The sequence below is a fragment of the Paenibacillus sp. NPDC058174 genome, from assembly GCF_042883865.1.
Classification (GTDB): domain Bacteria; phylum Bacillota; class Bacilli; order Paenibacillales; family Paenibacillaceae; genus Pristimantibacillus.
Genome location: NZ_JBHVUY010000006.1, coordinates 99,876 through 122,125 on the forward strand (window position 1 = coordinate 99,876; position 22,250 = coordinate 122,125).

18 protein-coding genes and 1 pseudogene are annotated in these 22,250 nt (G+C 52.9%); 14 read left to right on the forward strand and 5 right to left on the reverse strand.

From position 1 onward, the window contains the following. Positions 1-136: 136 nt before the first annotated feature. The gene (locus ACFVVF_RS23725) at positions 137-3,154 is read left to right on the forward strand and encodes an efflux RND transporter permease subunit (RefSeq protein ID WP_387814912.1); all 3,018 of its coding nucleotides are present in this window, start codon (positions 137-139) and stop codon (positions 3,152-3,154) included. An 86-nt stretch (positions 3,155-3,240) separates the two neighbouring features. Here the strand turns inward: ACFVVF_RS23725 and ACFVVF_RS23730 are convergent, their stop codons facing one another. From ACFVVF_RS23730 to ACFVVF_RS23740, 3 genes are read right to left on the reverse strand one after another with little or no spacing between them, the layout of a single operon-like run. Beyond that, the gene (locus ACFVVF_RS23730; protein WP_387814914.1) at positions 3,241-3,903 is read right to left on the reverse strand and encodes a DUF1054 domain-containing protein; all 663 of its coding nucleotides are present in this window, start codon (positions 3,901-3,903) and stop codon (positions 3,241-3,243) included. A 27-nt stretch (positions 3,904-3,930) separates the two neighbouring features. After that, positions 3,931-4,599, reverse strand: a complete 669-nt coding sequence (locus tag ACFVVF_RS23735; protein ID WP_387814916.1) for a response regulator — start codon at positions 4,597-4,599, stop codon at positions 3,931-3,933. Further along, positions 4,596-5,771, reverse strand: coding sequence for a sensor histidine kinase (locus ACFVVF_RS23740; protein WP_387814918.1), 1,176 nt, complete (start codon positions 5,769-5,771; stop codon positions 4,596-4,598). The genes ACFVVF_RS23735 and ACFVVF_RS23740 overlap by 4 nt, the downstream gene beginning before the upstream one ends. A 205-nt stretch (positions 5,772-5,976) precedes the next feature. Between ACFVVF_RS23740 and ACFVVF_RS23745 the strand changes: the two genes are divergently transcribed. The 6 genes and pseudogenes from ACFVVF_RS23745 to gndA all read left to right on the forward strand — a co-directional run bounded on the left by ACFVVF_RS23745 (position 5,977) and on the right by gndA (position 13,825). Further along, positions 5,977-6,921, forward strand: a complete 945-nt coding sequence (locus tag ACFVVF_RS23745) for an ABC transporter ATP-binding protein (RefSeq protein ID WP_387814920.1) — start codon at positions 5,977-5,979, stop codon at positions 6,919-6,921. Positions 6,922-6,932: 11 nt separating this feature from the next. Further along, a complete protein-coding gene (locus ACFVVF_RS23750; RefSeq protein ID WP_387814922.1) occupies positions 6,933-8,108 on the forward strand; it encodes an ABC transporter permease in 1,176 nt (391 codons plus the stop codon). Then, positions 8,101-9,252, forward strand: a complete 1,152-nt coding sequence (locus tag ACFVVF_RS23755; protein WP_387814924.1) for an ABC transporter permease — start codon at positions 8,101-8,103, stop codon at positions 9,250-9,252. Before ACFVVF_RS23750 ends, ACFVVF_RS23755 begins: the two co-directional genes overlap by 8 nt. Before the next feature lie 407 nt (positions 9,253-9,659). Continuing rightward, a pseudogene (locus ACFVVF_RS23760) lies at positions 9,660-11,392 on the forward strand (proline--tRNA ligase). Between the two features lie 188 nt (positions 11,393-11,580). Then, the gene (locus tag ACFVVF_RS23765) at positions 11,581-12,177 is read left to right on the forward strand and encodes a hypothetical protein (RefSeq protein ID WP_387814926.1); all 597 of its coding nucleotides are present in this window, start codon (positions 11,581-11,583) and stop codon (positions 12,175-12,177) included. A 235-nt stretch (positions 12,178-12,412) separates the two neighbouring features. Further along, positions 12,413-13,825: an NADP-dependent phosphogluconate dehydrogenase gene (gndA, locus tag ACFVVF_RS23770; RefSeq protein WP_188892950.1), complete on the forward strand. Its 1,413-nt coding sequence runs from the start codon at positions 12,413-12,415 to the stop codon at positions 13,823-13,825. Here the strand turns inward: gndA and ACFVVF_RS23775 are convergent. Beyond that, complete coding sequence (locus tag ACFVVF_RS23775) at positions 13,822-14,166, reverse strand: hypothetical protein (protein ID WP_387814929.1); 345 nt, start codon at positions 14,164-14,166, stop codon at positions 13,822-13,824. The genes gndA and ACFVVF_RS23775 overlap by 4 nt on opposite strands. Before the next feature lie 117 nt (positions 14,167-14,283). On the opposite strand from ACFVVF_RS23775, the gene ACFVVF_RS23780 reads away from it, so the two are divergent. The 5 genes from ACFVVF_RS23780 (at position 14,284) to ptsP (ending at position 20,518) form a co-directional block, all read left to right on the forward strand. Then, the gene (locus ACFVVF_RS23780; protein ID WP_387814931.1) at positions 14,284-14,868 is read left to right on the forward strand and encodes a shikimate kinase; all 585 of its coding nucleotides are present in this window, start codon (positions 14,284-14,286) and stop codon (positions 14,866-14,868) included. 63 nt (positions 14,869-14,931) lie between these two features. After that, positions 14,932-16,224 carry a 3-phosphoshikimate 1-carboxyvinyltransferase gene (aroA, locus tag ACFVVF_RS23785; protein WP_387814933.1) on the forward strand — a complete coding sequence of 431 codons (1,293 nt, stop codon included), beginning with the start codon at positions 14,932-14,934 and terminating at the stop codon, positions 16,222-16,224. 42 nt (positions 16,225-16,266) lie between these two features. Continuing rightward, positions 16,267-16,701 (forward strand): CoA-binding protein, encoded by a 435-nt coding sequence (locus tag ACFVVF_RS23790; RefSeq protein WP_387814935.1) that lies wholly within the window; start codon positions 16,267-16,269, stop codon positions 16,699-16,701. Between the two features lie 185 nt (positions 16,702-16,886). Beyond that, positions 16,887-18,773 (forward strand): glucose PTS transporter subunit IIA, encoded by a 1,887-nt coding sequence (locus ACFVVF_RS23795; protein ID WP_387814937.1) that lies wholly within the window; start codon positions 16,887-16,889, stop codon positions 18,771-18,773. Continuing rightward, the gene (gene ptsP / locus ACFVVF_RS23800; RefSeq protein WP_387814939.1) at positions 18,770-20,518 is read left to right on the forward strand and encodes a phosphoenolpyruvate--protein phosphotransferase; all 1,749 of its coding nucleotides are present in this window, start codon (positions 18,770-18,772) and stop codon (positions 20,516-20,518) included. The genes ACFVVF_RS23795 and ptsP overlap by 4 nt, the downstream gene beginning before the upstream one ends. 17 nt (positions 20,519-20,535) lie before the next feature. Here ptsP and ACFVVF_RS23805 read toward each other — a convergent pair whose 3' ends face one another. Further along, entirely contained in the window at positions 20,536-21,099 is a 564-nt protein-coding gene (locus tag ACFVVF_RS23805) for a type 1 glutamine amidotransferase domain-containing protein (protein ID WP_387814941.1), read from the reverse strand. 29 nt (positions 21,100-21,128) lie between these two features. Here ACFVVF_RS23805 and ACFVVF_RS23810 point away from each other — a divergent pair, with 29 nt between their 5' ends. Both ACFVVF_RS23810 and ACFVVF_RS23815 read left to right on the forward strand, forming a co-directional pair. Then, positions 21,129-21,548, forward strand: a complete 420-nt coding sequence (locus tag ACFVVF_RS23810) for a VanZ family protein (RefSeq protein ID WP_387814943.1) — start codon at positions 21,129-21,131, stop codon at positions 21,546-21,548. Positions 21,549-21,674: 126 nt separating this feature from the next. After that, positions 21,675-22,088 carry a hypothetical protein gene (locus tag ACFVVF_RS23815; RefSeq protein ID WP_387814945.1) on the forward strand — a complete coding sequence of 138 codons (414 nt, stop codon included), beginning with the start codon at positions 21,675-21,677 and terminating at the stop codon, positions 22,086-22,088. Positions 22,089-22,250 lie beyond the last annotated feature (162 nt).

Sequence of the window (22,250 nt, forward strand, 5' to 3'; positions counted from 1 at the left end):
GGTCGGAGCTTGTTTCCGACTAAGGTCTCAAATCAAGAACAGTCTCTAGACGTTTTTGAAGATTTTTCCTTCCGGCTATGCTTAGTTATGACAAAAACAAAGATAATCCTGGAATGGAGAAGGAGAAGAAAAGCAAATGAGCAAATTAACGGACTGGTCATTCCGCAATAAAGCGGCAGTCATCCTGATCGTCATCATGGCGCTGGCTATGGGGGCAGTAAGCTACTTTCGGCTTCCAATGGAATTTCTGCCTGCAGCGGACAATCCGCAAATTACGGTAACAGCTATCGGCCCCGGCTATGATGCAAAAGCGATGGAGGTGCAGGTTACCGACAAGCTGGAAGAGGCGCTTATGTTTACAAAAGGGAAGACGGCGATGTTTTCCTCATCCGGTACAGGCTATGCGCAAGTTAATTTGAATTTTGATTCGAAGACGGACATGAAGGAGGCTAAGCTTGAGGTGGAGCGGGCGGTCTCTCAACTGCCGCTTCCGCAAGGCGTCATGCCGCCGTTCGTCACCCACTACACTACGTCGATGATTCCGATCGCATGGATTACGCTGACCTTCGACGGCGAGTTAAGCGAGCAGCAGAAGGGCGAGAAGCTCAAGCAGTTTCAGACGGAGCTTCAGAAAACCGAAGGAGCAGGCGTCATTACGACGATGGGCCAATCCGCGCCGGCCATCCATCTGACCCCTTTGACTGACAGGTTAACTGAGCTGGGCATTCCTCCGCAATCGTTGATGGGCATTCTCCAAGGCCGCGGCATATCGGCTTCAATCGGGGAGCGGAACATTGACGGTGCTGCTGGCAATATGAAGGTGTACGATGAAGTAACGAGTCTGGAGACGCTGCGCGAGCTGCCTGTAGCGAATGGCATTAAGCTCGGCGACGTCGCGATTGTGGAGTTTGATAAGGAGCAGGAGAGCATTAGCCGGATGAACGGCAAGGATGCCATCCTGTTTACGGTATCGAAAGCGGCGGATGCTAATGCCGTTACGGTCGGCAAGGGTATTAATGAGACGGTTAAACGGATAAAAGCGGACATTCCAGGCATAGAGCCATCCGTCGTTCTCAGCACGTCCGATTCCATCGTCACATCGGTCAACAGCATGCTTCGTGAAGTGCTGCTTGGCGCGCTGTTCGCTACAATCGTCATTTTGCTGTTCATGCGCAACGTGAGAGCAACGATTGTAACGATCGTTTCAATTCCATTATCGCTTGGCATTACACTTTATTTGCTGCAATTGTCCGGTGTATCTCTCAATATTATTACGCTGGGCGGCGTCGCAGTCGCCGTAGGGCGATTAGTCGATGACAGTATTGTTGTCATTGAAAATATATACCGCCGCTTGCAAAAGGAGCCCTTCTCGCTTTCCGTCATCAAAGATGCGACGAAAGAGGTTGCCGGTGCTATCACGGCTTCTACACTCGTAACGGTCGCTGTATTTCTGCCGATGGGACTGCTTCGCGGCTCGCTGCAGGCATTCCTGCTGCCATTTGCACTAACGGTTGCATATTCGCTGCTTGCTTCTTTGCTGGTCGCTTTGACAGTAGTTCCGCTGCTGAGCGGGCTGCTGCTGAAAGGAACGAAAGAGAAGCCGCATGAGGGCTCGCCGAAAATCTCGGCTTTCATCCGCTGGAACTTGAAGCATAAAGCTGTCGCTCTAACGATTGCTGTCATCCTGTTCGCGGGTTCAATCGGCGCTTACGTCGCAATGCCGAAAGGCGCGCTTGATTCTTCCAGCGCGGAGAATGTGACAGCTACGCTTGCCTTCCCGAACGATACGCCACGCGAAACCGTCGTGGAGGCAGGGAAGGAGCTGGAAGCATTTATTATAGCTGACAAGTCAGTCGAATGGGTGCTGATGAATTCCGGCAACAGCGCCGATATGGCGAAGCAGGGGGCGGTATCGTCACCAACTCAAGTGAATTATACAATTGATTTGAAGTCTGGTGCCGATGCAGAGCTCTTCATGGCGAACGTTAAGGCGCAAAAAGCACACTACGAGGATGCCACGCTCACCGTTAATGCCATCGATTTGATGATGGGCGGCGGCTCCTCCACGATCAATGTCGATATTACGGGCGGGGATGCCGTCAAGCTGGATGAGACCGCCAAGTTGTTAATTGCTGCAATCAGCAAGGTGGACGGCGTTCTGAAGGTGCAAAGCAACCAGGAGGAGAAAAAGCCGGTGTATGCCTTCAAGGTAGATCCGGCCCGGGCAACAGGCCAGGATGTGGCGATACAGCTGCAAAGCTTGCTTAATCCGGTGCCAGTCGGATCGATTCAAGTGGAAGGCGCAGATACGCCTGTCATGCTGCAGCCAGCAGCCAATCCGGAGACAGAGCAGGCGCTTGAACAATTGACCATTATGACCAGCAGCGGTCCGCAGCCCGTATCCTCCGTTGCCAAGCTGACTCGTACGGAAGAGCCAAGCCTTTATTATCACAAGGACGGCAAGACGTATGTCCGGGTAACAGCAGAAGCGGAGCCCAGCAAGCTGTCTGTTGTAGGAGCAGATATCAATAAAGCTGTAAATGAACTCACGCTTCCTGATGGCGTAAAGCTGTCGGTCGGCGGTGCTTCCGCCGATCAAATGAATGATTTTGCCGATCTGGGCGTAACGGCGCTCATCTCGATCGGGCTGGTCTATCTCATTATGGTACTGGCGTTCAAGACGCTGCGTGCGCCACTGGCCATAATGTTCTCGCTGCCGCTGGCCGCAATTGGCGCAGTTATCGGCTTGCTCATATCCGGGATTACGCCGGACTTCACAGCTATGTTCGGAGCATTGATGCTGATTGGCATCGTCGTCACGAATGCGATCGTGCTCATTGACCGGGTGAAGCAGAACGAGACAACCATGCCGATTCGCGAAGCGCTGATCGAAGCGGCGACGACGAGAATGCGGCCGATCGTAATGACGGCTGTGGCAACCATCTGTGCTATGCTGCCGCTGCTGTTCGGCTCGCATGAGTCCGGAAGCATCGTATCGCAAAGTCTGGCAATTGTCGTTATCGGCGGTCTGACAGCGGCGACGCTGCTGACAATCGTCATCGTGCCTTGCGTCTATGAGCTGCTGTTCTTCCGGGCTTCACGCAAGCAGCGCCGCGTTACTCAGCAGGCACTGGCTCCTCAGTCGGTGCATTAATTGACGAAGCCAACTGTAAAAGAAAGAAGCCGGCCCGTGGCATCACTGCCATGGGCCGGCTTCTTTCTTGATTATGAATTCGCCCGTTACGAACGCGCGAGCCGGTACAGCGGCATTAGCGTCTCGAACGTTGAGGAAGCAGCCTGCAGCAGCGCTTTGCCGTCGCTGAGCAGCGGATCGCCGACCGGGATATGGCGGCCAATAAGCAGCTCCGCTTTCTGAACGTCACGGAAGCGTACGAGCGCTTTGCTCCAATCGTCTCTGGACATGCTGGCCACCGGAGTCGATTCCTTTTTCATATGATCAAGGGAAATTTCGAAGCTTTTCGGCACAGCGGCAATGACATCATCAAGCTGATTCAGGTAGGTTGCGGCAATGTTTTTCTTGTTCGGCACTTCATAGATCAAGGCGAGCCAAAGGAACAGATGATCGTCGAACAAGCCCAGCTGAAAATGCGGATGCGCTTTGTAGCCGCGCTTATTGTCGCAGATCGACATCCACGTATCCTTCGGAGGATTTACCGTGCGGCGGGCATGCTTGGCAATATGCAGAAACATCTCGTTGCCGGCATGCAGCGCAAGCTCCTGCGTCAGCTCTTCGCCGATAATTTGAAATTTTGGCCGGATTCTATCTTGAATAGCAGCCATTCTTTCTTCTAGTCCTTCTATGTGAAAGACGTCGAAATCGGCTTGCTCGAAGCCGTGAAACGCCTCAGCGGCAGCGGTAGCAGCAGTTGTTGGTGCAGTCATCAAGTCCATCTCCTTATGAACGGGCGTTTAGCCCGGAAGTTTTAAATAGAAAATTGCGAGTTGCGTACGGTCCCGAAGCTCCAGCTTCCCCAATATTTCCGATATATAGTTTTTTACCGTGCCTTCACTGAAAAATAGCGCAGCAGCGATCTCCTTATTGGACAGCCCGTCTGCAATATGGCGGACGATTTGCTGCTCCGTCGGCGTTAGGCCGTAGGCGCCCAGCTTGCCGGAAGAATCCGCGGGTGCCGGCGCAAGCTCTGCGGCCGGAGAGGAGGGGCGATCCAGCATGCCGGCCAGCTTGCGGGCAATAGCCGGATGAATGAGCAGCGATCCGTCATGGACGGTTTTGATGCCGGCGATGATGCGGCCCGGCGATACATTTTTGAGCAAGTAGCCATTGGCTCCGTTTCGGATCGCTTGCGCGATGTACTCATCATCGTCGAAGGTAGTGAGAATAAGCACGCAAGGCGGTTTTTCGAGCGCTTGCAGCAGCTTGGTTCCTTCTACGCCGTCGCACTCTGGCATCCGGATATCCATCAGGACGACATCAACCGGCGTATTCGCCGCAAATTCGGCTGCTTCACGGCCGTTGCCGCAAGTTCCGGCCACCTCAAGCTCCGGATCTAAACCGAGAATAAGCATCATGCTTTCCCGGATAAAAGGATCGTCGTCGACGATCAGTACTTTAATCATGGCTGCATACTCCTCTCCTGCACAGTCTCGGCACGCCGCGCGGCATCTCCGGTGAGCGGAATAATCGTCGTAATCTCAAATCGCTTCTCGGTCCGCCATTCCAGACGGCCTCCGATCAATGCGATTCTCTCCTTCATCCCTCTGATGCCAAGTCCGGCAGCTAGCGGCTCCTTCGGCAAAGCCCCATTGTTGGCTATCGTTAGCGCAACGCTTTTTCCAAGGAAATGCAGCGTAACGTCAACGACCGACGCTCCGCCATGCCGCACTGCATTCGTAATCGCCTCCTGCGCATTCAGGAACAGAATCAGCTCGATGCTGGGATAGATTGGCTGCATATCGCCTTGAACCGTAAAGCCGACCTCTATCCCGAGTGCTTCGCCGGAATCGGCAACAAGCCGGTCAAGCGCATACCGCCTCGAATCACTGTCCTCGGGCGCAGCCAGTCTGCGCACCGTGCGGCGCATGCGTTCCATGCTGTCCTGCAGCTGGTCGCGAATTTGCTCGATCATCGTCCGGGCGCGCGGCGTGTCTGCATCAAATAGCTGAATCGCCGCTTCCGACATCATTTTGACGCGAATAAGTCGGTGGCCAAGATCGTCATGAATATCCTTCGCAATGCGATTACGCTCCTCTAATTGCGCATATTGCTCAATTTGGGAAGCATAGTCGATCAAGCGCCGCCTGGCTGCCTCCAGCTCTTCATGGCTTAAGGCAAGCGCATCATATAAATGCTCCGTCTGGTGCTGCTTCGCGGCGTTGGCATTGCCGATTGCAAGGATGCCCGCCGTCATGAGCCAGAGCAATAATATTGCGGTTATAACTTTAGGTTCCTCAGCCTGCAGCGGCACGGCAAGCAGTACTCCGCCGCCGAGTGTCCATGCAAAGGCGGTCCATGCGGGTGGCTTGGCGGCAAAAGCGCCGATCAGCGTTGCGAAAGGGAGCAGAAACAGGATGCCGTTATACGTGCTGGCGAGCCAGCTGAAGTAGAACAGCTCTGCCAGCAGCAGCGGCAAGGTTATTCCCGGAAACAGCTTGCCTGCACGGACGATGAGCAAGGCGATCAGCATATAAGCCGTGTAGCCGATATAGTCGCCCGGACCGATGCTGAGAATCGTGACGACCGCAGGAACGGCAACGAGCAGGCTTCGAATTCGGTGCAGCAGATTCATCATAGCAACTAGGCTCCCCGGAACTGGTTCGCGGTGCTGCGGCACATGCCGGCAAGCCCGCTTATGGTTGCATTATAGCATTATCCGGTTGCCTGAGTAAGCCAAGGTGACTTTAGTCATCTGCAGAAGATGACTTTGTAGACCTGCAACGAGAAGCTTTTCTTTATACAATGATAACAAATGAAGCAACCGGAAGGATGAAGATAACATGAATTTTGTGAAGTTCCGCGACGTTGTGAAAAAATACGATACGACGCTGACTGTCAACCACCTGACTTTCGAAATCGCCGAAGGCGAAGTGTTCGGATTGCTTGGCCCGAATGGAGCGGGTAAAAGCACGACGATTGAAATGCTTGCCGGACTGCTGGAGATGAATGGCGGCGATATTACGGTAGACGGTTTCTCGATTCGCAAGCAGCCGCTTGAAGTAAAGAAAAGAATCGGAATCGTGCCGCAAGAGCTGGCGATCTATGAAGGCTTGTCGGCGAGAGACAACGTTACTTTCTTCGCCAGACTGTACGGCTTGTCGGGCAAGCTGCTGAAGGAACGGGTCGACGAGGCGCTGCGCTTTGTCGGGCTGCAGGAGCGGGCCAAGGATTTACCCTCCACGTTCTCGGGCGGCATGAAACGGCGTCTTAACATTGCTTGCGCCATCATGCACCGTCCAAAGCTCATTATTATGGATGAGCCGACGGTCGGCATCGATCCGCAATCACGCAATCATATTTTGGAATCGGTAAGGGAGCTCAACCGGCTGGGCTCTACGATTATCTACACGAGCCATTACATGGAGGAAATCGAGGCGCTTTGCTCCAGAATCGGCATTATGGATGAAGGAAAGTTAATTGCAATCGGCACAAAGGAGCAGCTGAAGAAGCAGTCCGGCCAAGAGGAGCGGCTTATATTCGAAGTTGAACGGTCTGATGGTCAGGCACTTGCCGAAATAGCTGAGCATCCTGCGGTGAAACGGTGCGAGGAGCAAGCGGAGGATAAGACGATTGAGGTTGCCGTGAAGGATTCGCCGTCTGTCCTGCAGGATCTGCTATTTATTTTGCAAAAGCATGGTATCGGCTTGCGTAAAATAACGCGAGTGGAAGCGAACCTCGAAACGCTGTTTCTACAAATGACCGGGCGCAAGCTGCGCGATGAATAGGAGGCTGCAAGATGCGGGTATGGTGGACGACGGTCTATTACGAGATCATTAAATACAGCAAGATGCGCTCGATGCTGCTTCTCTTGACGGCACTGCCGCTTGTGTTGATTTTTCTATTGGGGAACGCTTTTGGTGAGAATATGAAGCCGGCTAAAGTGGCGGTTTATATCAATGATCAAGGGGAGCTGCGATCCGGCATCGATTCGTTCTGGAATGACCCGTCGATTGGAACTTATATTGACAGGTTGAACGCAGCTTCGGAGACGGAAGTCAAAGATATGGTACGCGAGGGAACGGCGGACTATGGCGTAGTCGTGCCAGAAGATTACTCGAGCCGGATTTTAACGGGCCAGCATGCGGAATGGACCGCTTTTCCCGGCCGGTATGAGGATCGGAATATTGCGGTCAGGGCAGTCATCGATTCCTATATGGCTAATACCAATTTAAATCTGGCAGCGATGGAGACGCTGGGCGCTGACTATGCATCTTCGGCTGCAGCTTCGTCAAGTAATGAGGCGGCCACAGCGGAAGAGCCGATATTCCGGGTAGGCAACGTGTCGGGCGGCAAGGAGGACGTCTTCAAATCGGTATCGGCCGTCCAATATTACGCTGCGGCTTATCTGATCATGTTTCTCCTGTATGGCGGCATGTCGGCGGCGTTATCGCTTATGAATCAGCGAAGCCGGGGAACGCTCCAGCGTATCTATGCTGTTCCCGGGGTTTTCCGCAAAGCGGTTGCAGGCATACTCTCTGGCTCTCTGGCGCTGGCTGGCTTGCAGGCTGTTGTTATTATCGGCTTCTCAGCGGTCGTATACGGTGTCGATTGGGGCGGACGTGCAGGATGGATTGCGCTGACCTGTCTGCTGACGGTTATTGCGGGTACTGGATTGGCCGTCACATTGGCCTCTCTAGTCGATTCGACGAAATCTCTGCAAACGCTGTTTGGCGTCTTCGTTTTCGTTATGACGTTTCTAAGCGGAGGCATGGTTCCGAATATTGATCAAATGGTCGGAGGAGCGGGCAAATATACGCTTAACTATTGGGCTAATGAGGTGCTGAGGACAGTTATGTATGAGAATGATCCTTCGAAGATATGGAGCGGAATCGGAATTTTGGCTGCAATCGCCTTTTGCTTGGTGTTAATTGGAGTTGTCAGACTGCCAAAGGTGGTGAAAAAGCATGCGTAAAATCGGAGTCATCGCCTTTCATCTTATTCGCCGCACAATGGGGACGAAAAGGGACTTTTTGCTCAATATTCTTATACCGGCTATCTCATTGTCGCTGATTGCCGGATTATTTTCCAGCTCGTCAGACAGCAAGGCCGTTGTGCAAATATCCAATCAGGATCAAGGCATGATGGGAAGCTATGTGGAACAGTCGCTGCGGCAAAATGGAAGCTATGAAATCGTAGAAGCGCCCAATGCTGCGGAGCAGGATTTGATCGATGCGATTCAAGCGGGCAAAGCCCATGCGGCTGTTCTGATTCCGGCTGATTTCACCTCGAAGCTGCTGGCCGAAGAGACACCGCAAGCCGCCATCTACCGAATGGGCGAACAGCTGTGGAGCGCCTCACTCACTGAGGAGCTGCAGAGCGAGGCGAGGAAGCTGGCAGCAGCGGCCATGATGGTTAAAGCCTCAAGTGACGGGCAGCGGGATCAGCTATTGGCCTCGATCCTCGACAAGGAAGGCGAGGGCAAAGCTTCCGTTCGCGAAGAATCGATGAGGCTTGGGCAGGCGGTTTCCCGTCCGGAAGTGATCGGCATTATGATCATGTTCGTCATGCTGCTCGTCAGCCGGTCCATCGGCTTTGTGATGGAGGATCGCGAACAGCGGACGATGGCGAGAATGTATGCAGCCCCTCTCCGGGCACTGGACATCGCCTTTGGCAACTTCGCGGGCAGTATGCTGCTAGGCACGTTCCAGCTTCTCATCGTGTTCGGCATCTCGCATTTCATGTTCGGATTTATGTCGGGTGTTCCCTTCGGTCCGCTGTTTCTCGTATTGGAATGCTTCCTGCTGGCAGCAGTAGGCATGGCTACGCTTATAGGAGGCTTGGTGAAAAATAGTGTTCAGCTCGGTCAAATCAACAATTTGTTCATTACGCCAACCTGCATGATCGGCGGCTGCTTCTGGCCGTTGTCGCTGATGCCGGACTTTATGCAGAAGCTGGCTAACTTCACGCCGCAAAAATGGACCATCCAAGCGTTCGACCGGCTAAGCGCAGGCGGAACGGTCAGCGACATACAGCTCCAGCTGGGCATTCTGCTGCTGTTCGCTCTTGTACTGACTGCGTTTGGGGCAGCTGTACTTCGTCCTAACCGCACGAACTAGCCTCAAACTCTGCAGGCCTGTGCCATATAAGATTGAATATTGCAATAATTCTCTTGACTTGCATATGGGTAATGCTGTAAATTGATCGAAAGCTTAACAGATTGCCGATTATATGAACAGCGTTGACCAAGGATATAACCTCCATTCGCGTCCGTCACAGAGAGGAAGCCATAGGCTGGAAGCTTCCATGTGCGAATAGAGCGTTGCCCTGCCTTGCGAGCTGCTTGGCTGCAGCAATGCGGCGAAGCCGGGACGGACATGGATCCGCCCCGTTACCTAAACAAGAGCAGTCCCCGTACCGGCCGTCCGGTTACGAGGACAGCTGCATAAGGGGGTACCACGAGCGCATTCGTCCCTTACGAATGCGCTCTTTTTTATTTTTAAACTTAAGCAGGAGGAATTTTACGATGAAACAATCCCAACTATGGATGCCTACGCTGCGTGAAGCGCCTGCGGATGCCGAAGCGGTCAGCCACCAGCTGCTGCTTCGCGCTGGCATTGTCCGCCAGCTTGCCGCAGGCATCTATACGTATTTGCCGCTTGGCCGGCGGGTGTTAAGAAAACTGGAGCGCATCGTGCATGAGGGTATGGAGGAAGCCGGCGCTCAAGAGCTGCTGCTGCCGGCCATGCAGCCGGCGGAGCTGTGGCAGGAATCAGGGCGTTACGACAAATACGGGCCGGAGCTTGTCCGGCTGAAGGATCGGCAGGGCCGTGAATTTGCTCTAGGGCCGACCCATGAAGGTCATAACGGCACTCTTACGGAATGAGCTGCATTCCTACCGGCAAATGCCAGTGACGCTGTATCAGATCCAGACGAAATTCCGCGATGAGAAGCGTCCCCGCTATGGATTGCTGCGGGGCCGTGAATTTCTGATGAAGGATGCATATTCCTTCGATACAGACTGGGAAAGTCTAGATCGCAGCTATCGGCGCATGTACGATGCATACAGCCGGATTTTCAGCCGGATCGGCTTGAAGTTCCGTGCGGTTGAAGCAGATCCGGGCACGATTGGCGGCGATGGCGGCACCCATGAATTTATGGCATTGGCGGATATCGGGGAGGATACGATTGCTGTATGCGATCAATGCGATTATGCGGCCAATTTGGAAAAAGCAGAGTTCAGGCGAGAAGCAGCTGTCTGGACCAGGCAGCAGCAGCAATTGCGGACAACGGAGCCGGTAAAGCTGCATACGCCTTCCATTCGGAGTGTTGATGCACTTGTTCAAGCGCTTGGCTGCCGTGCAGCCGACATCATTAAGACGATCATTTATTTGGCGGACGGAGCTCCGCTTGCCGTCTTGGTCAGAGGGGATCACGAGGTTAATGAACTCAAGCTTCAGCATGCGCTGTCGATTAACGAGCTGGAGCTGGCTGATGCCGATACGGTGACGAGGGCAACCGGAGCAGCAGTCGGATTTGCAGGTCCGGCCGGATTGACGATTACAGTTGCTGCCGATGACGCTGTTGCCGATATGCCGGTCGGAATAGCAGGGGCAAATGAAACAGACTATCATTGGAGCGGAATCCGTCCGGGCATTGACTTCAAGCTTGGCATTCGCGGTGACTTCCGGAATGCCGCCGAAGGCGATGCCTGTCCGCGCTGCCAGACAGGGCAGCTTGTGTTCCGCCGCGGTATTGAAGTCGGGCAAGTGTTCAAGCTTGGAACGAAATACAGCGACAAGCTGAACGCCCGTTTCATCGATGCGGCCGGCCAAGAGCAGCCGTTCATTATGGGCTGCTACGGTATCGGAATTTCCCCGCTTGCTGTCCGCTGTTGTGGAGCAGCACCATGATGCAGGAGGCATCAGATGGCCGCATGCGATAGCGCCGTACCAGGTTCATATCATACCGGTGTCCATGAAAGATCAGCAGCAGGCGGAAACGGCCCAGGAGCTGTATGCGAAGCTGTCGGCAAGCGGGTTGGAGGTGCTGCTCGACGACCGGGATGAGCGCCCGGGTGTAAAATTCAAAGATTCCGATCTGATCGGCATTCCGCTAAGAATTGTCGTCGGCAAAGCTGCTGCGGACGGCAAAGTGGAGCTGAAATGGCGGGAATCGGGGGAGCCGCAAGTGGTTTCAGTTGATGAGGCATGCGCGATCGCAGCCGCCATGAAGCAGAAACTGGACAACTGTCTATAAAAATTACCATTAAAAGAGGACAAGGTCTGGCTGAATAAGCGGGCTCTGTCCTATTTTTTAAGTTTTGGCAAGCTTAAGCTGAAAATTAGTCAATAATCCAAGTTGCCATAACATAAGATGAAGTATAAGATAGGGATAAGAACAAATTGTCAGAACATTTCGTCAACTGAGTAAAGGGAGGGATTGCCGTGAATAAGAGCTACGAAGTCGAATATTGTAATTTGGAGCTGCGATTTGACCGCCGGCAAATCCAAAACCTCATCCGTGATCTCATTCAGGAAGGGTACTCCTTGTATTGGAGCGAGACGGAGGGGCAGTTTTTAATTTCCATTCGGACCGGCCGAAAGCTCGTTAAGCTTCGGTTTCAACGAATGAAAAGCCGCTACAAAATTGTCGGTGATTATATTATTAAAGACGAGAAGCTGTCGGAGCTGTTAGAAAAGCTGATTAACGACTCACGTGGACATGCGGTGGTCAAGCGGATCAAGGATCGTCAAATCGTCATAGAGAACATTATGTTCGGCGAGATCATACGACTTGTGGAGGTGTCCGGTATGGAGCATCGAATTGTTTATCAGAAAAAGCCTTTCGTTACAATAGAAGAAATGATCAAGGCGTTTCAATCCAAAAGAGCGGAAGAGCGTGCAGCCGTGCTGCGTTACGAGCTCGATTATGAATTGTCAGTGCTGTATGACGCGCTCCAGGACAACAACGAGCAGCTGATTGCAGATTCGAAGGAGAAGCTGGCGCTGCTTCGTTCGGAGATGCTGCAGCTTGAGCTTTGACCCCGGGTTTATAGGCGGAAGCGGATAGGATGTCGCTTCCGTCTTTTTTGTTGCCTTTTTTATGATGATTTTCGAATGAAAGGGAATGATGAAGCGGGACAGGTTCCGAATTGGATGCGCCAGGAACGACAAAATGTGCGTAAATAGTTTTCTTCTCGGTCTAAAAAGAGTAATATAGAGCTATTGATCACCATTTGATCACCAAAATTTTATAGAGAAGGATGGAACAAACCAGATGTCTAAACAGCAAATCGGCGTTATCGGATTGGCAGTAATGGGCAAAAACTTGGCCCTTAACATTGAAAGCAGAGGGTTTACCGTCTCGGTATACAACCGCTCCCGCGAGAAAACGGATGATTTGGTCCAAGAAGCCGCTGGCAAAAATCTCGTTCCTACTTACACAATCGAAGAGTTCGTGCAATCGCTGGAATCCCCGCGCAAAATCCTGATCATGGTACAAGCTGGCGCTGGTACTGACGCGACAATCGATTCCCTCGTTCCGCACTTGGATAAAGGCGACATCATCATCGACGGCGGCAACGCTTACTTCCCTGACACGCAGCGCCGCAGCAAAGCGCTTGAAGAGCAAGGCATCCGCTTTATCGGTACAGGCGTTTCGGGCGGCGAAGAAGGCGCGCTGAAAGGCCCTTCCATCATGCCTGGCGGCCAAGAATCCGCGTACAAGCTGGTTGAGCCGATTCTGACGGCGATTTCCGCTAAAGTGGGCGACGACGCTTGCTGCACATACATCGGACCGGACGGCGCTGGCCACTACGTGAAGATGGTTCATAACGGCATCGAGTACGGCGACATGCAGCTGATCTGCGAAGCTTACGACCTGCTGAAAAACGTGCTTGATGTAAGCACGGAAGAGCTTCACAGCATTTTCTCCGAGTGGAACAAAGGCGAGCTCGACAGCTACCTGATCGAGATTACGACGGACATCTTCTCGAAATACGATCCGGAAACAGGCAAACCGATGGTTGACGTGATTTTGGACTCCGCTGGCCAAAAAGGCACAGGCAAATGGACAAGCCAAAGCTCCCTCGACCTGGGCGTACCTTTGTCGATCATTACCGAGTCGGTATTCACACGCTTCCTCTCCGCTATGAAAGAAGAGCGCGTAGCAGCAAGCAAAGTGCTGAGCGGCCCGGCAAAAGCTCCTTTCCAAGGCGACAAAGCGGCATTCATCGAAGCGGTTCGCAAAGCGCTGTTTGCAAGTAAAATTTGCTCGTATGCACAAGGCTTTGCTCAAATGCGCGCAGCTTCGGAAGAGTATGACTGGAACCTTCGCTATGGCGACATCGCAATGATATTCCGCGGCGGCTGCATTATCCGTGCCGGCTTCCTGCAAAACATCAAAGATGCTTACGACAACGATCCAAGCCTGAAAAACCTGCTGCTCGACCCTTACTTCAAAAACATCGTCGAGTCGTACCAAGGCGCATGGCGTGAAGTTGTAGCTGCAGCTGTAACGAATGGCGTTCCGGTTCCTGCTTTCGCAAGCGCGCTGGCTTACTTCGACAGCTACCGCTCCGAGCGTCTGCCAGCTAACCTGCTGCAAGCGCAACGCGATTACTTCGGCGCACATACGTTCAAACGTGTGGACAAAGAAGGCAGCTTCCACTTCAACTGGCTGCAAAACTAATCGGCATTCGTTTTGCGGTGCAGCTCGGTCGTACCTGGCGTCGTCGTCAAGCCGTACGCGGCTTCGATCAGCCAGGCACGCAGGCGGCCGGCTTCCTGTGCGGAGCAGTGCCTTCTGTGGACGAGCGACATCGCTGCTTCCGCGAAGCAATGAAAGTTTTTCAATAAGCGTGGCTGCGAAAGTTCCGTTAAGGCGGGATCTTCGTCAGCCACCTTTTTTTTAATATACTCCAGCATCCAGACGACGTCCTCGCGGCATAACGGGTGATCGGGATGAAGAATTCGGCTCAGGCGCGAATCTGCCGGATGCGGCGGCGGGATGTTGCGGCGGTTTAGAGTCATGCCGTTGTCACTCCTATCGGTTTGTTATAGGATTATAACTTTATGCTTAAATAAGCATCATTATCATCATTACGGCATATGCAACTTTTTTATACCCTATTCGCTGCAAAAAATGATATGATATTTGGGACAAAGTCGGAATTATTCATAAAAGTGGGGCGCTCTAACTTGGGACAAGAAGCTAACGGCAAAATTGTATTAGTCGGTTTCATGGGAACCGGGAAGTCGACAGTAAGCCGCTTGCTGGCGGACAAGCTGGGCTGGGCACGCTATGATTCGGATGAAGAGATCGAGCGCCTGGAAGGCAGGAAAATCTCGGATATTTTCGCAGCCGAAGGTGAAGCGGGCTTTCGCGCCATAGAGAGCAAGACGCTGATTTCGCTGCTGGAGGCTGGCGGCAATGCGATCATTGCGACGGGCGGCGGAGCCGTGCTGCTTGAGGGCAACCGAAGCGCGATGCTGGACAACAGCTTCGTTGTCGCGCTGAAAGCGGATGCCGAGCACATCATATCGCGGGTCAAATCGGATACGTCACGTCCCTTGCTGCAAGGCGACGTTGCAGCGAATGTGAACCGGATTATGGAAGCGCGCAAGCATGCGTATGATTTCGCTCATTTGCAGATGGATACGACAGCTTTGACGGCGAACGAGGCGGCTGAAGCGATATTGCTTCAATTGCATAGCCGCAGCAGTCAGGCATAGCCATTGTTTAACTCCGGGCATTGCCCGCACACTACTATATAAATAAGGGAGACTTGCAGCACTATGGATGTTATCGTTACTCCTACGCCCGAACTGAAGGGCGAAATTCAGGCGCTTTCCTCGAAAAATTATACGACTCGCTACCTGCTCGTTGCAGCATTGGCAGAAGGAACGAGCACGATCTACTACCCTGCACACAGCGAAGACAGCGATGCAATGCGCCGCTGTATCCGGGATCTGGGCGCAGTTGTTGAGGAAGACGACGAGAAAATCGTCATTACAGGGTTTGGCAAAAATCCGAAGGCTGTAGATACACTGGATGTCGGCAATGCCGGAGCGGTTCTCCGTTTCCTGATGGCAATTGCTGCGCTTTGTCCGGATGTAACCTTTGTCAACAAATACCCGGATTCGCTGGGCAAAAGACCCCATAACGATCTGATCGATGCGCTTGGTCAAATCGGCGTTTCGGTAGAGCATAACGAAGGCAAGCTGCCGATCCGCATTCGCGGCGGCCAGCCGGTTGGCGGCAAAATTCAAGTGTCCGGCAGCGTAAGCTCGCAGTTTCTGAGCGCATTGCTGTTCCTGACTCCGCTGCTGAAAGAGGACAGCGAGATTGAAGTGCTGCATGATCTGAAATCGAAGGTTGTTGTCGGCCAGACGCTGGAGGTGCTTGAGCAAGCGGGCATCGTCATTCATGCCAGCGAGGACTTGATGCACTACCGCGTTCCAGGCAACCAAAGCTATCAGGCTAAAACTTACTCCGTACAAGGCGACTACCCGGGATCGGCAGCGATTCTTGCAGCTGCGGCTGTTACGAATTCGGACGTTATCGTGCACCGTCTGGAAGAGAAGAGCAAGCAAGGCGAGCGTGCTGTCGTTGACGTGCTGAAAATGATGGAAGTGCCGATGACGCATGAAGGCGGTATCGTACACGTTAAAGGTAACGGCAAGCTGAAGGCTGTTGAGTTCGACGGCGATCAGGCGACGGACGCAGTACTGGCGATGGTTGCTGCGGCTGTATTCGCAGAAGGCACTTCGCGCTTCTATGATGTAGAGAACTTGCGCTACAAGGAATGCGACCGGATTACCGATTATTTGAACGAGCTTCGCAAAGCGGGAGCCAATGTAGAGGAGCGCCAAAGCGAGATTATCGTGCATGGCCGTCCGGAAGGCGTAGAAGGCGGCGTGGAAATTAATGCGCACTATGACCATCGGGTCATTATGGCGCTTACGGTTGTCGGCCTGCGCGCCAAGCAGCCGCTGCGTATCCGTGACGCGCATCATGTCGCCAAATCGTACCCGATCTATTTCGACCATCTCAAAGCGCTCGGCGCGAACGTAGAATGGGTAGAATAACGATTGCAAGCTGATGCTGTGATGATAAAGGAGGGCTTACGAATGGCTTTTGAGAATCCATCCCGTGACCGAATTAAGGAATTGCTGCAGGAGAGCAATGTGATTGCTGTAGTTGGCTTATCTGAAAAGCCGGACCGTGTATCCTACATGGTGTCTGAAGCGATGAAAGCGAAGGGATACCGGATCATTCCGATCAACCCTAATGCGGAGACGATTCTGGGAGAGAAAAGCTATCCTTCACTTCGTGATATTCCGGAGAAGGTGGATATCGTCAACGTGTTCCGCCGTCCGGAGCATACGCCTCCGGTCGCCGAGGAAGCCGTTGCTATCGGCGCGAAGACGCTGTGGCTGCAGCTTGGCATCGCTAATGATGAAGCAGCTCGTATCGCCGCTGAAGGCGGCTTGAACGTCATCATGGACCGCTGCATCAAGGTAGAGGATTCCATTCTGCTGCCGCAAGGCAAAGCGAACGGGTAACGATTGTAGGGCGGGCCTGCCAGGCAATGTCATTAAGGTTAGGTTAACTTAATGACATTGGCCTGTGAGGCCCGCCTTTTCTTATTGCGCAGGACGAAGAGAAAGCGTTCTCTCCATGCTTTGACAAAAACGCGGGGAACCCTTACCATCGTTAATAGACAAGTGAAAGGCAAGGAGGTGCGGAATTGAATTTCTTGGGAAGCTTTCAGCAGCTTGGCAGAGCGTTTATGCTGCCGATGATCGTGCTTCCGGGTGCGGCGATATTTTTATTTCTCAGCCAGCTTCCTTGGGGAATGATTGGAATGCCTGCAATGTCAGGCTATTTGCAGACTGCAAGCGAAGCAATATTTACCTTTTTGCCGTATTTCTTTGCCATTGGCATCTCATTGGGGTTAACGAGTAATGCACTCGCCGCCGGTATGGCTGCATTGGCCGGTATGGTCATTTATGTCAGCATCACCGGGTCAGCGGATTTGAAGATTGAACCAACTGTGTTCATCGGCTCGCTAATCGGGATGATTTCCGGGTTCAGCTATGAACGATTTAAAAACTTGCGTCTGCCGGAATATATTCAGTTTTTCGGAGGGCCGCGCTTTGTACCACTGTTCGTAAGCGCTGTCTCGGTGGTATTCTCAATTGCTATGGTTGGCATTGCGCCTTATATCGAAAGGATGCTCGTCGAGCTTGGTGAAATCGTCGCCTCAGGCGGCGGCTTTGGCGTGTTTCTATACGGCTTTGTCCATCGGATTCTGGTCGTATTCGGCCTGCACCATCTCGTCAGCCATGTTTTTTGGTTTCAGATCGGCGGATTCGAGACGGCAGACGGTTCGATGGTATACGGCGATTTGCCGCGCTTCTTCGCAGGCGACCCGACGGCCGGTTATTTCATGGGAGGCATGTATCCGACCATGATGTTCGCTTTGCCTGCCATCGCGTTTGCGATTATTCATGAGGCAAGGGAAGATTTGAAGCCGAAGATCCGCAAAACGTTTCTGTCTGCGGCGCTCGCGTCATTCCTGACGGGGGTAACGGAGCCGGTTGAATTTGCTTTTCTGTTCGTCGCGCCGTATTTGTTCGTGGTACATGCCCTGCTGTCCGGCGTCATTATGTGGGTGACCTATGAGCTTGGCATCCGTCACGGTTTCTCATTCTCCGGCGGTGCGATCGATTATATTATCAACTTGCATCTGGCGACGAAAGGCTGGCTGCTTATTCCGATCGGCATCATCGTCGGCATTGTGTATTATGTTCTGTTCCGATGGGCCATTAACCGGTTCCGTATTCCGACTCCCGGCAGGGAGGAAGGCTCGCAGCTGGATGAGTGGGCGGGAGATATTCCGTACCGCGCTCCGCTTATTTTGCAAGCTATCGGGGGCAAAGACAATATCATTCAGATGGAGTCCTGCATCACGAGACTGCGGCTTAAGGTCGCGAATGAGCGATTGCTCGACATTAATGCCCTGCGCAATTTGGGCGCAGCCGGCGTTATCCGCTTGGGCGGAGGCAATGTGCAGGTTGTCTTCGGCACATACTCGGAATTGATCCGGGGCGAGATGATCAAATCGATTCAGCGTGATCAAGCGCAAGTGCTGTTCAGCTCTCCGATGCAAGGCCGGATGATTCCGCTGGAAGAGGTGCCGGACCCGATATTCTCAGGCAAGCTTGTCGGAGAAGGGGTCGCCTTCATTCCGGACAAGGGCGAGCTTGTCTCGCCGGTAAAAGGGGAAATCATTCATGTGTACCCGACGATGCATGCCGTCGGCATCCGCACGCCGGAAGGGCTTGATGTGCTGCTTCATATCGGCATCGATACGTCTCAGCTGGGGGGCAAGGGCTACTTCAACGCCGTCGTGAAGGAAGGCGATGAAGTGCTGCCCGGAGCGCTGCTGGTGAAATTTGATTTGCAGCGCATCCGCAAAGAAAGCAAATCAATCGCCACGCCTATGGTGATTACGAATTCGGATTTAGTCCGTTCGTGGCGGTTTGCTCCGTTTAAGGCAGTCAAGAAAGGGCAGTCTTCGGTAATGTCCGTTGTACTTAAAGAGAGAAACAGTGGAGGGGAAGGACAATGATACAAGGAATTGGAGCGTCGTCAGGCATTGCGATCGGCAAGTCCTTCGTCTTGCCGAGCTGGGAGTGGGAATTTCCGGAGCAACGCGTCGATGTCGCGGATTTCGCCCGCGAGTTCGAACGGGTGTATGAGGGAATCCGCACATCAAAGCATGAGATTGAGCAGATGAAGGACGAGCTACGCGAAGTGGTCGGCGCGGATGAGACGAATATTTTCGATGCGCATATTGCGATTTTGGACGATCCGGTCTTCATGAACGAAATTCAAGGCATCATCCAGCGCCAATATAAAGCGGCGGAGGTTGCAGTCAAGGAGGCGATCGACCATTTTGTGACGATGTTCGATTTGCTGGATGACGATTACATGAAGGAACGCGCGCTGGACATTAAGGATGTCGGCAACCGGCTGTTGAAGCATCTGCTTGGCGCGCCTGAAATTACACTTCCATCGGATACGCTGCCCTTCATCTTAATTGCCAAGGAGCTGTCGCCTTCCCAGCTGGCCCATATCAATCCGCAAAACGTTCTCGGTATCGTGACGCTGGTCGGAAGCGCGACCTCCCACTCCGCCATTATGGCCCGGGCGCTGGGGGTTCCGCTTGTCGTAGGCGTAGAAGCGAAGCTGGAGGAACCGATACAGACCGGACAGTCGCTCATTATCGACGGCTCGACCGGCGCCTTGTATTTGGACCCTGAGCAGCCGCTCATCGACAAGTACTCCGAGCTCCAGAGCGTGCAGAAGGAAGCGAGAAAGCAATTGAACAGCATTGCAGGACATAGACCGGTTACTCCAGACGGCAAAATGCTGGAGCTGGCCGCAAACATCAGCTCGTATAAAGAGCTTGAAATCGCATTGTCGAGCGGTGCGCACGGCGTTGGACTGTTCCGTACCGAATTTCTTTATATGGACCGCAACCGCTTCCCAAGAGAGGAAGAGCAGTTCGAGGTATACCGCAGCGTGGCAGAACGTCTAGAGGGCGAGCCGCTCATTATCCGGACGCTCGATATCGGCGGCGACAAGCAGCTGGATTACTTTAATATGACGGAAGAGGATAATCCGTTTCTTGGTTACCGGGCGATCCGCATTTCCTTGCATCGCAAGGATTTATTCAAAACCCAGCTCCGCGCCGTGCTGAGGGCCAGCTTTTATGGACAGGTCAAGCTGATGTATCCGCTTATTTCGTCAGTAGAAGAGGTTAGAGCCGCTAATGCGGTGCTTGCAGAGGCCAAACGCGAGCTGGAAGCGGAAGGCATTCCTTTCGACAAAGGCTTGAAGGTTGGCATTATGATTGAAGTGCCGGCAGCGGTCATTATCGCTGATTTGCTTGCACAGGAAGTCGATTTCTTCAGCATTGGAACAAATGACCTTGTGCAATTTACACTTGCGGTTGACCGGATGAACGAGGAGATTTCGCATCTGTATGAACCGTTCCATCCTGCTGTGCTCCGGATGCTGAAGCTGACGGCGGAAGCGGCGAAGCGGAATGGCATCAAGGTGGGGGTATGCGGGGAGCTTGCCGGGGATTTGCGGGCGCTGCCAATATGGCTGAGCCTTGATGTGGATGAACTGAGCATGTCTTCGCACTCGATTCTGCAAGTGAAGGAGCGGCTGCTTTCTACAAGTCAGAAGGACAGCCGAGCCTTGCTTCCTCAACTGCTGGAATGCCGGACGAGCGCCGACATTCATGAGAAGCTGAAGCAATTCGCCGATGGTGTGGCCGTAGGCGGACCATCGGCTGAATTGTAAGCGGGCTGGTGCCTAGTTTACGCTTGTTGCTCCAAGGCGTCGACAAAAGCTTTCGCATAAGGCGGAAGATCGGGCGGGCGTCTGGCGGAGATGAGATTGCCGTCTACGACAACCGCTTCGTCAAACCATTCCGCTCCCGCATTTTCCATATCATCGCGAATGCCGGGCGTGGAAGTCACTTTGCGGCCTTGCAGTATTTTAGCTGATATGAGTACCCAGCCGGCGTGGCAGATTTGGCCGATTGGCTTTCCTGCCGCATTCAGCTCTTGGACAAGCTGAAGCACCTTCGGATAGCGGCGGAGCTTGTCCGGCGCCCAGCCGCCTGGCACGAGCAGTCCGGCGATTTCATCGGCATTGACTTCATCGAAGCTAACGTCGGCTGTTGCTGGAACGCCGTATTTGCCGATATGCTGCTTGCCTTTCTCTGGTCCTGCATAGAGGACGGTTGCGCCGGCCTCGCGTGCGCGGTAGACAGGGTACCACAGCTCCAAGTCTTCAAATTCGTCATCGAGCAGACAGATGACTGTTTTATTGTGCAGTGACAAAAGTATGTACCTCCTTCTATGAGTGCATGCTGGCATTTCCATTACATTGTATCGAAGGAGAACGGATGAAGCAAACCGATAGAATCAGACTTGCCGGTGTGCTGAGATTCATTCCGGCTGTCATCTGGATGGCGGTTATTTTTACACTGTCCTCGCGGACCGGCAATGAAGTAGGCTCGCTGCTTCCTTTTTTTCAGCAATTTTTCCCGTCGATGGAAAGCTTTGATTGGGGCCATTATGTTTCGTATTTCGTGCTTGCCGCTACTATTGATTTTGGCATCGGAAAACGGGCGGACCGTCTCGTTTGGAAAATCGCAATCGTCTTGCTGTGCGGCTTGTACGGCGTGACGGATGAATACCATCAATCCTTTGTTGACGGAAGAACGCCCGACATTATGGACATTCGCAATGACATGATTGGCGCTGCAGTATGGGTGCTTCTCATAAGCATTCCGCCGCTCCGGAAGCTGTGGCGTAAATTCTAGTAAAAATTGCATAGCATTTGCAGCAGGAATTTCTGCAAAAAAGGTCGAATAATTTACGCATCTCATTATGCGATTACGGATCGTGAGAAATGACGGCATGCCGTCAGCGTGAAGGAGTGGACCAACTTGCAGAAAAGATGTCATTGCGGTGACATCATGAAGATGAAGCTTCGAACAGTTATCTATTCGGGCAAGGTCGAAATCGATAATGTACCGATTTATTCCTGTTCGGCATGCAGCCGCAGCGAAGTATTCCCTGAAGTGAAACCGGACTTAACCGGATTAATTGCCCAATTGGGCGCAAGTCCATCTAAGCAGACTTTTTTGTTTAACGAGTGCAATGAATGGGCAGATTTGCTAGTAGAGGCCAGCGGAGACCGAAAACAACCGGATACCAGTGCCATTGAGCGGCTTATCGGGGAGCGGGTCAACTCGCTGCTTGATTTGATGCTGCTGGCCCAATCTCTGGACGATCAGGACTGGATGGCCGACATCAGCAAAAGATTGTCGCAAATCAGCCGCCGCTCTATGCATACATAAGAAAAATGCACAAACCATTATCCATTACTTGCCATGCGTGGGGCCGAACAGGTGCGAACATTGCGAAAAGCCGTATTTTGTCGTATCATTACCTTAATATGCCGTGAACGATTTACACAAAATGGGTAAAAGTAAAAAATTTAAGATAATGGAGAGAAGCCC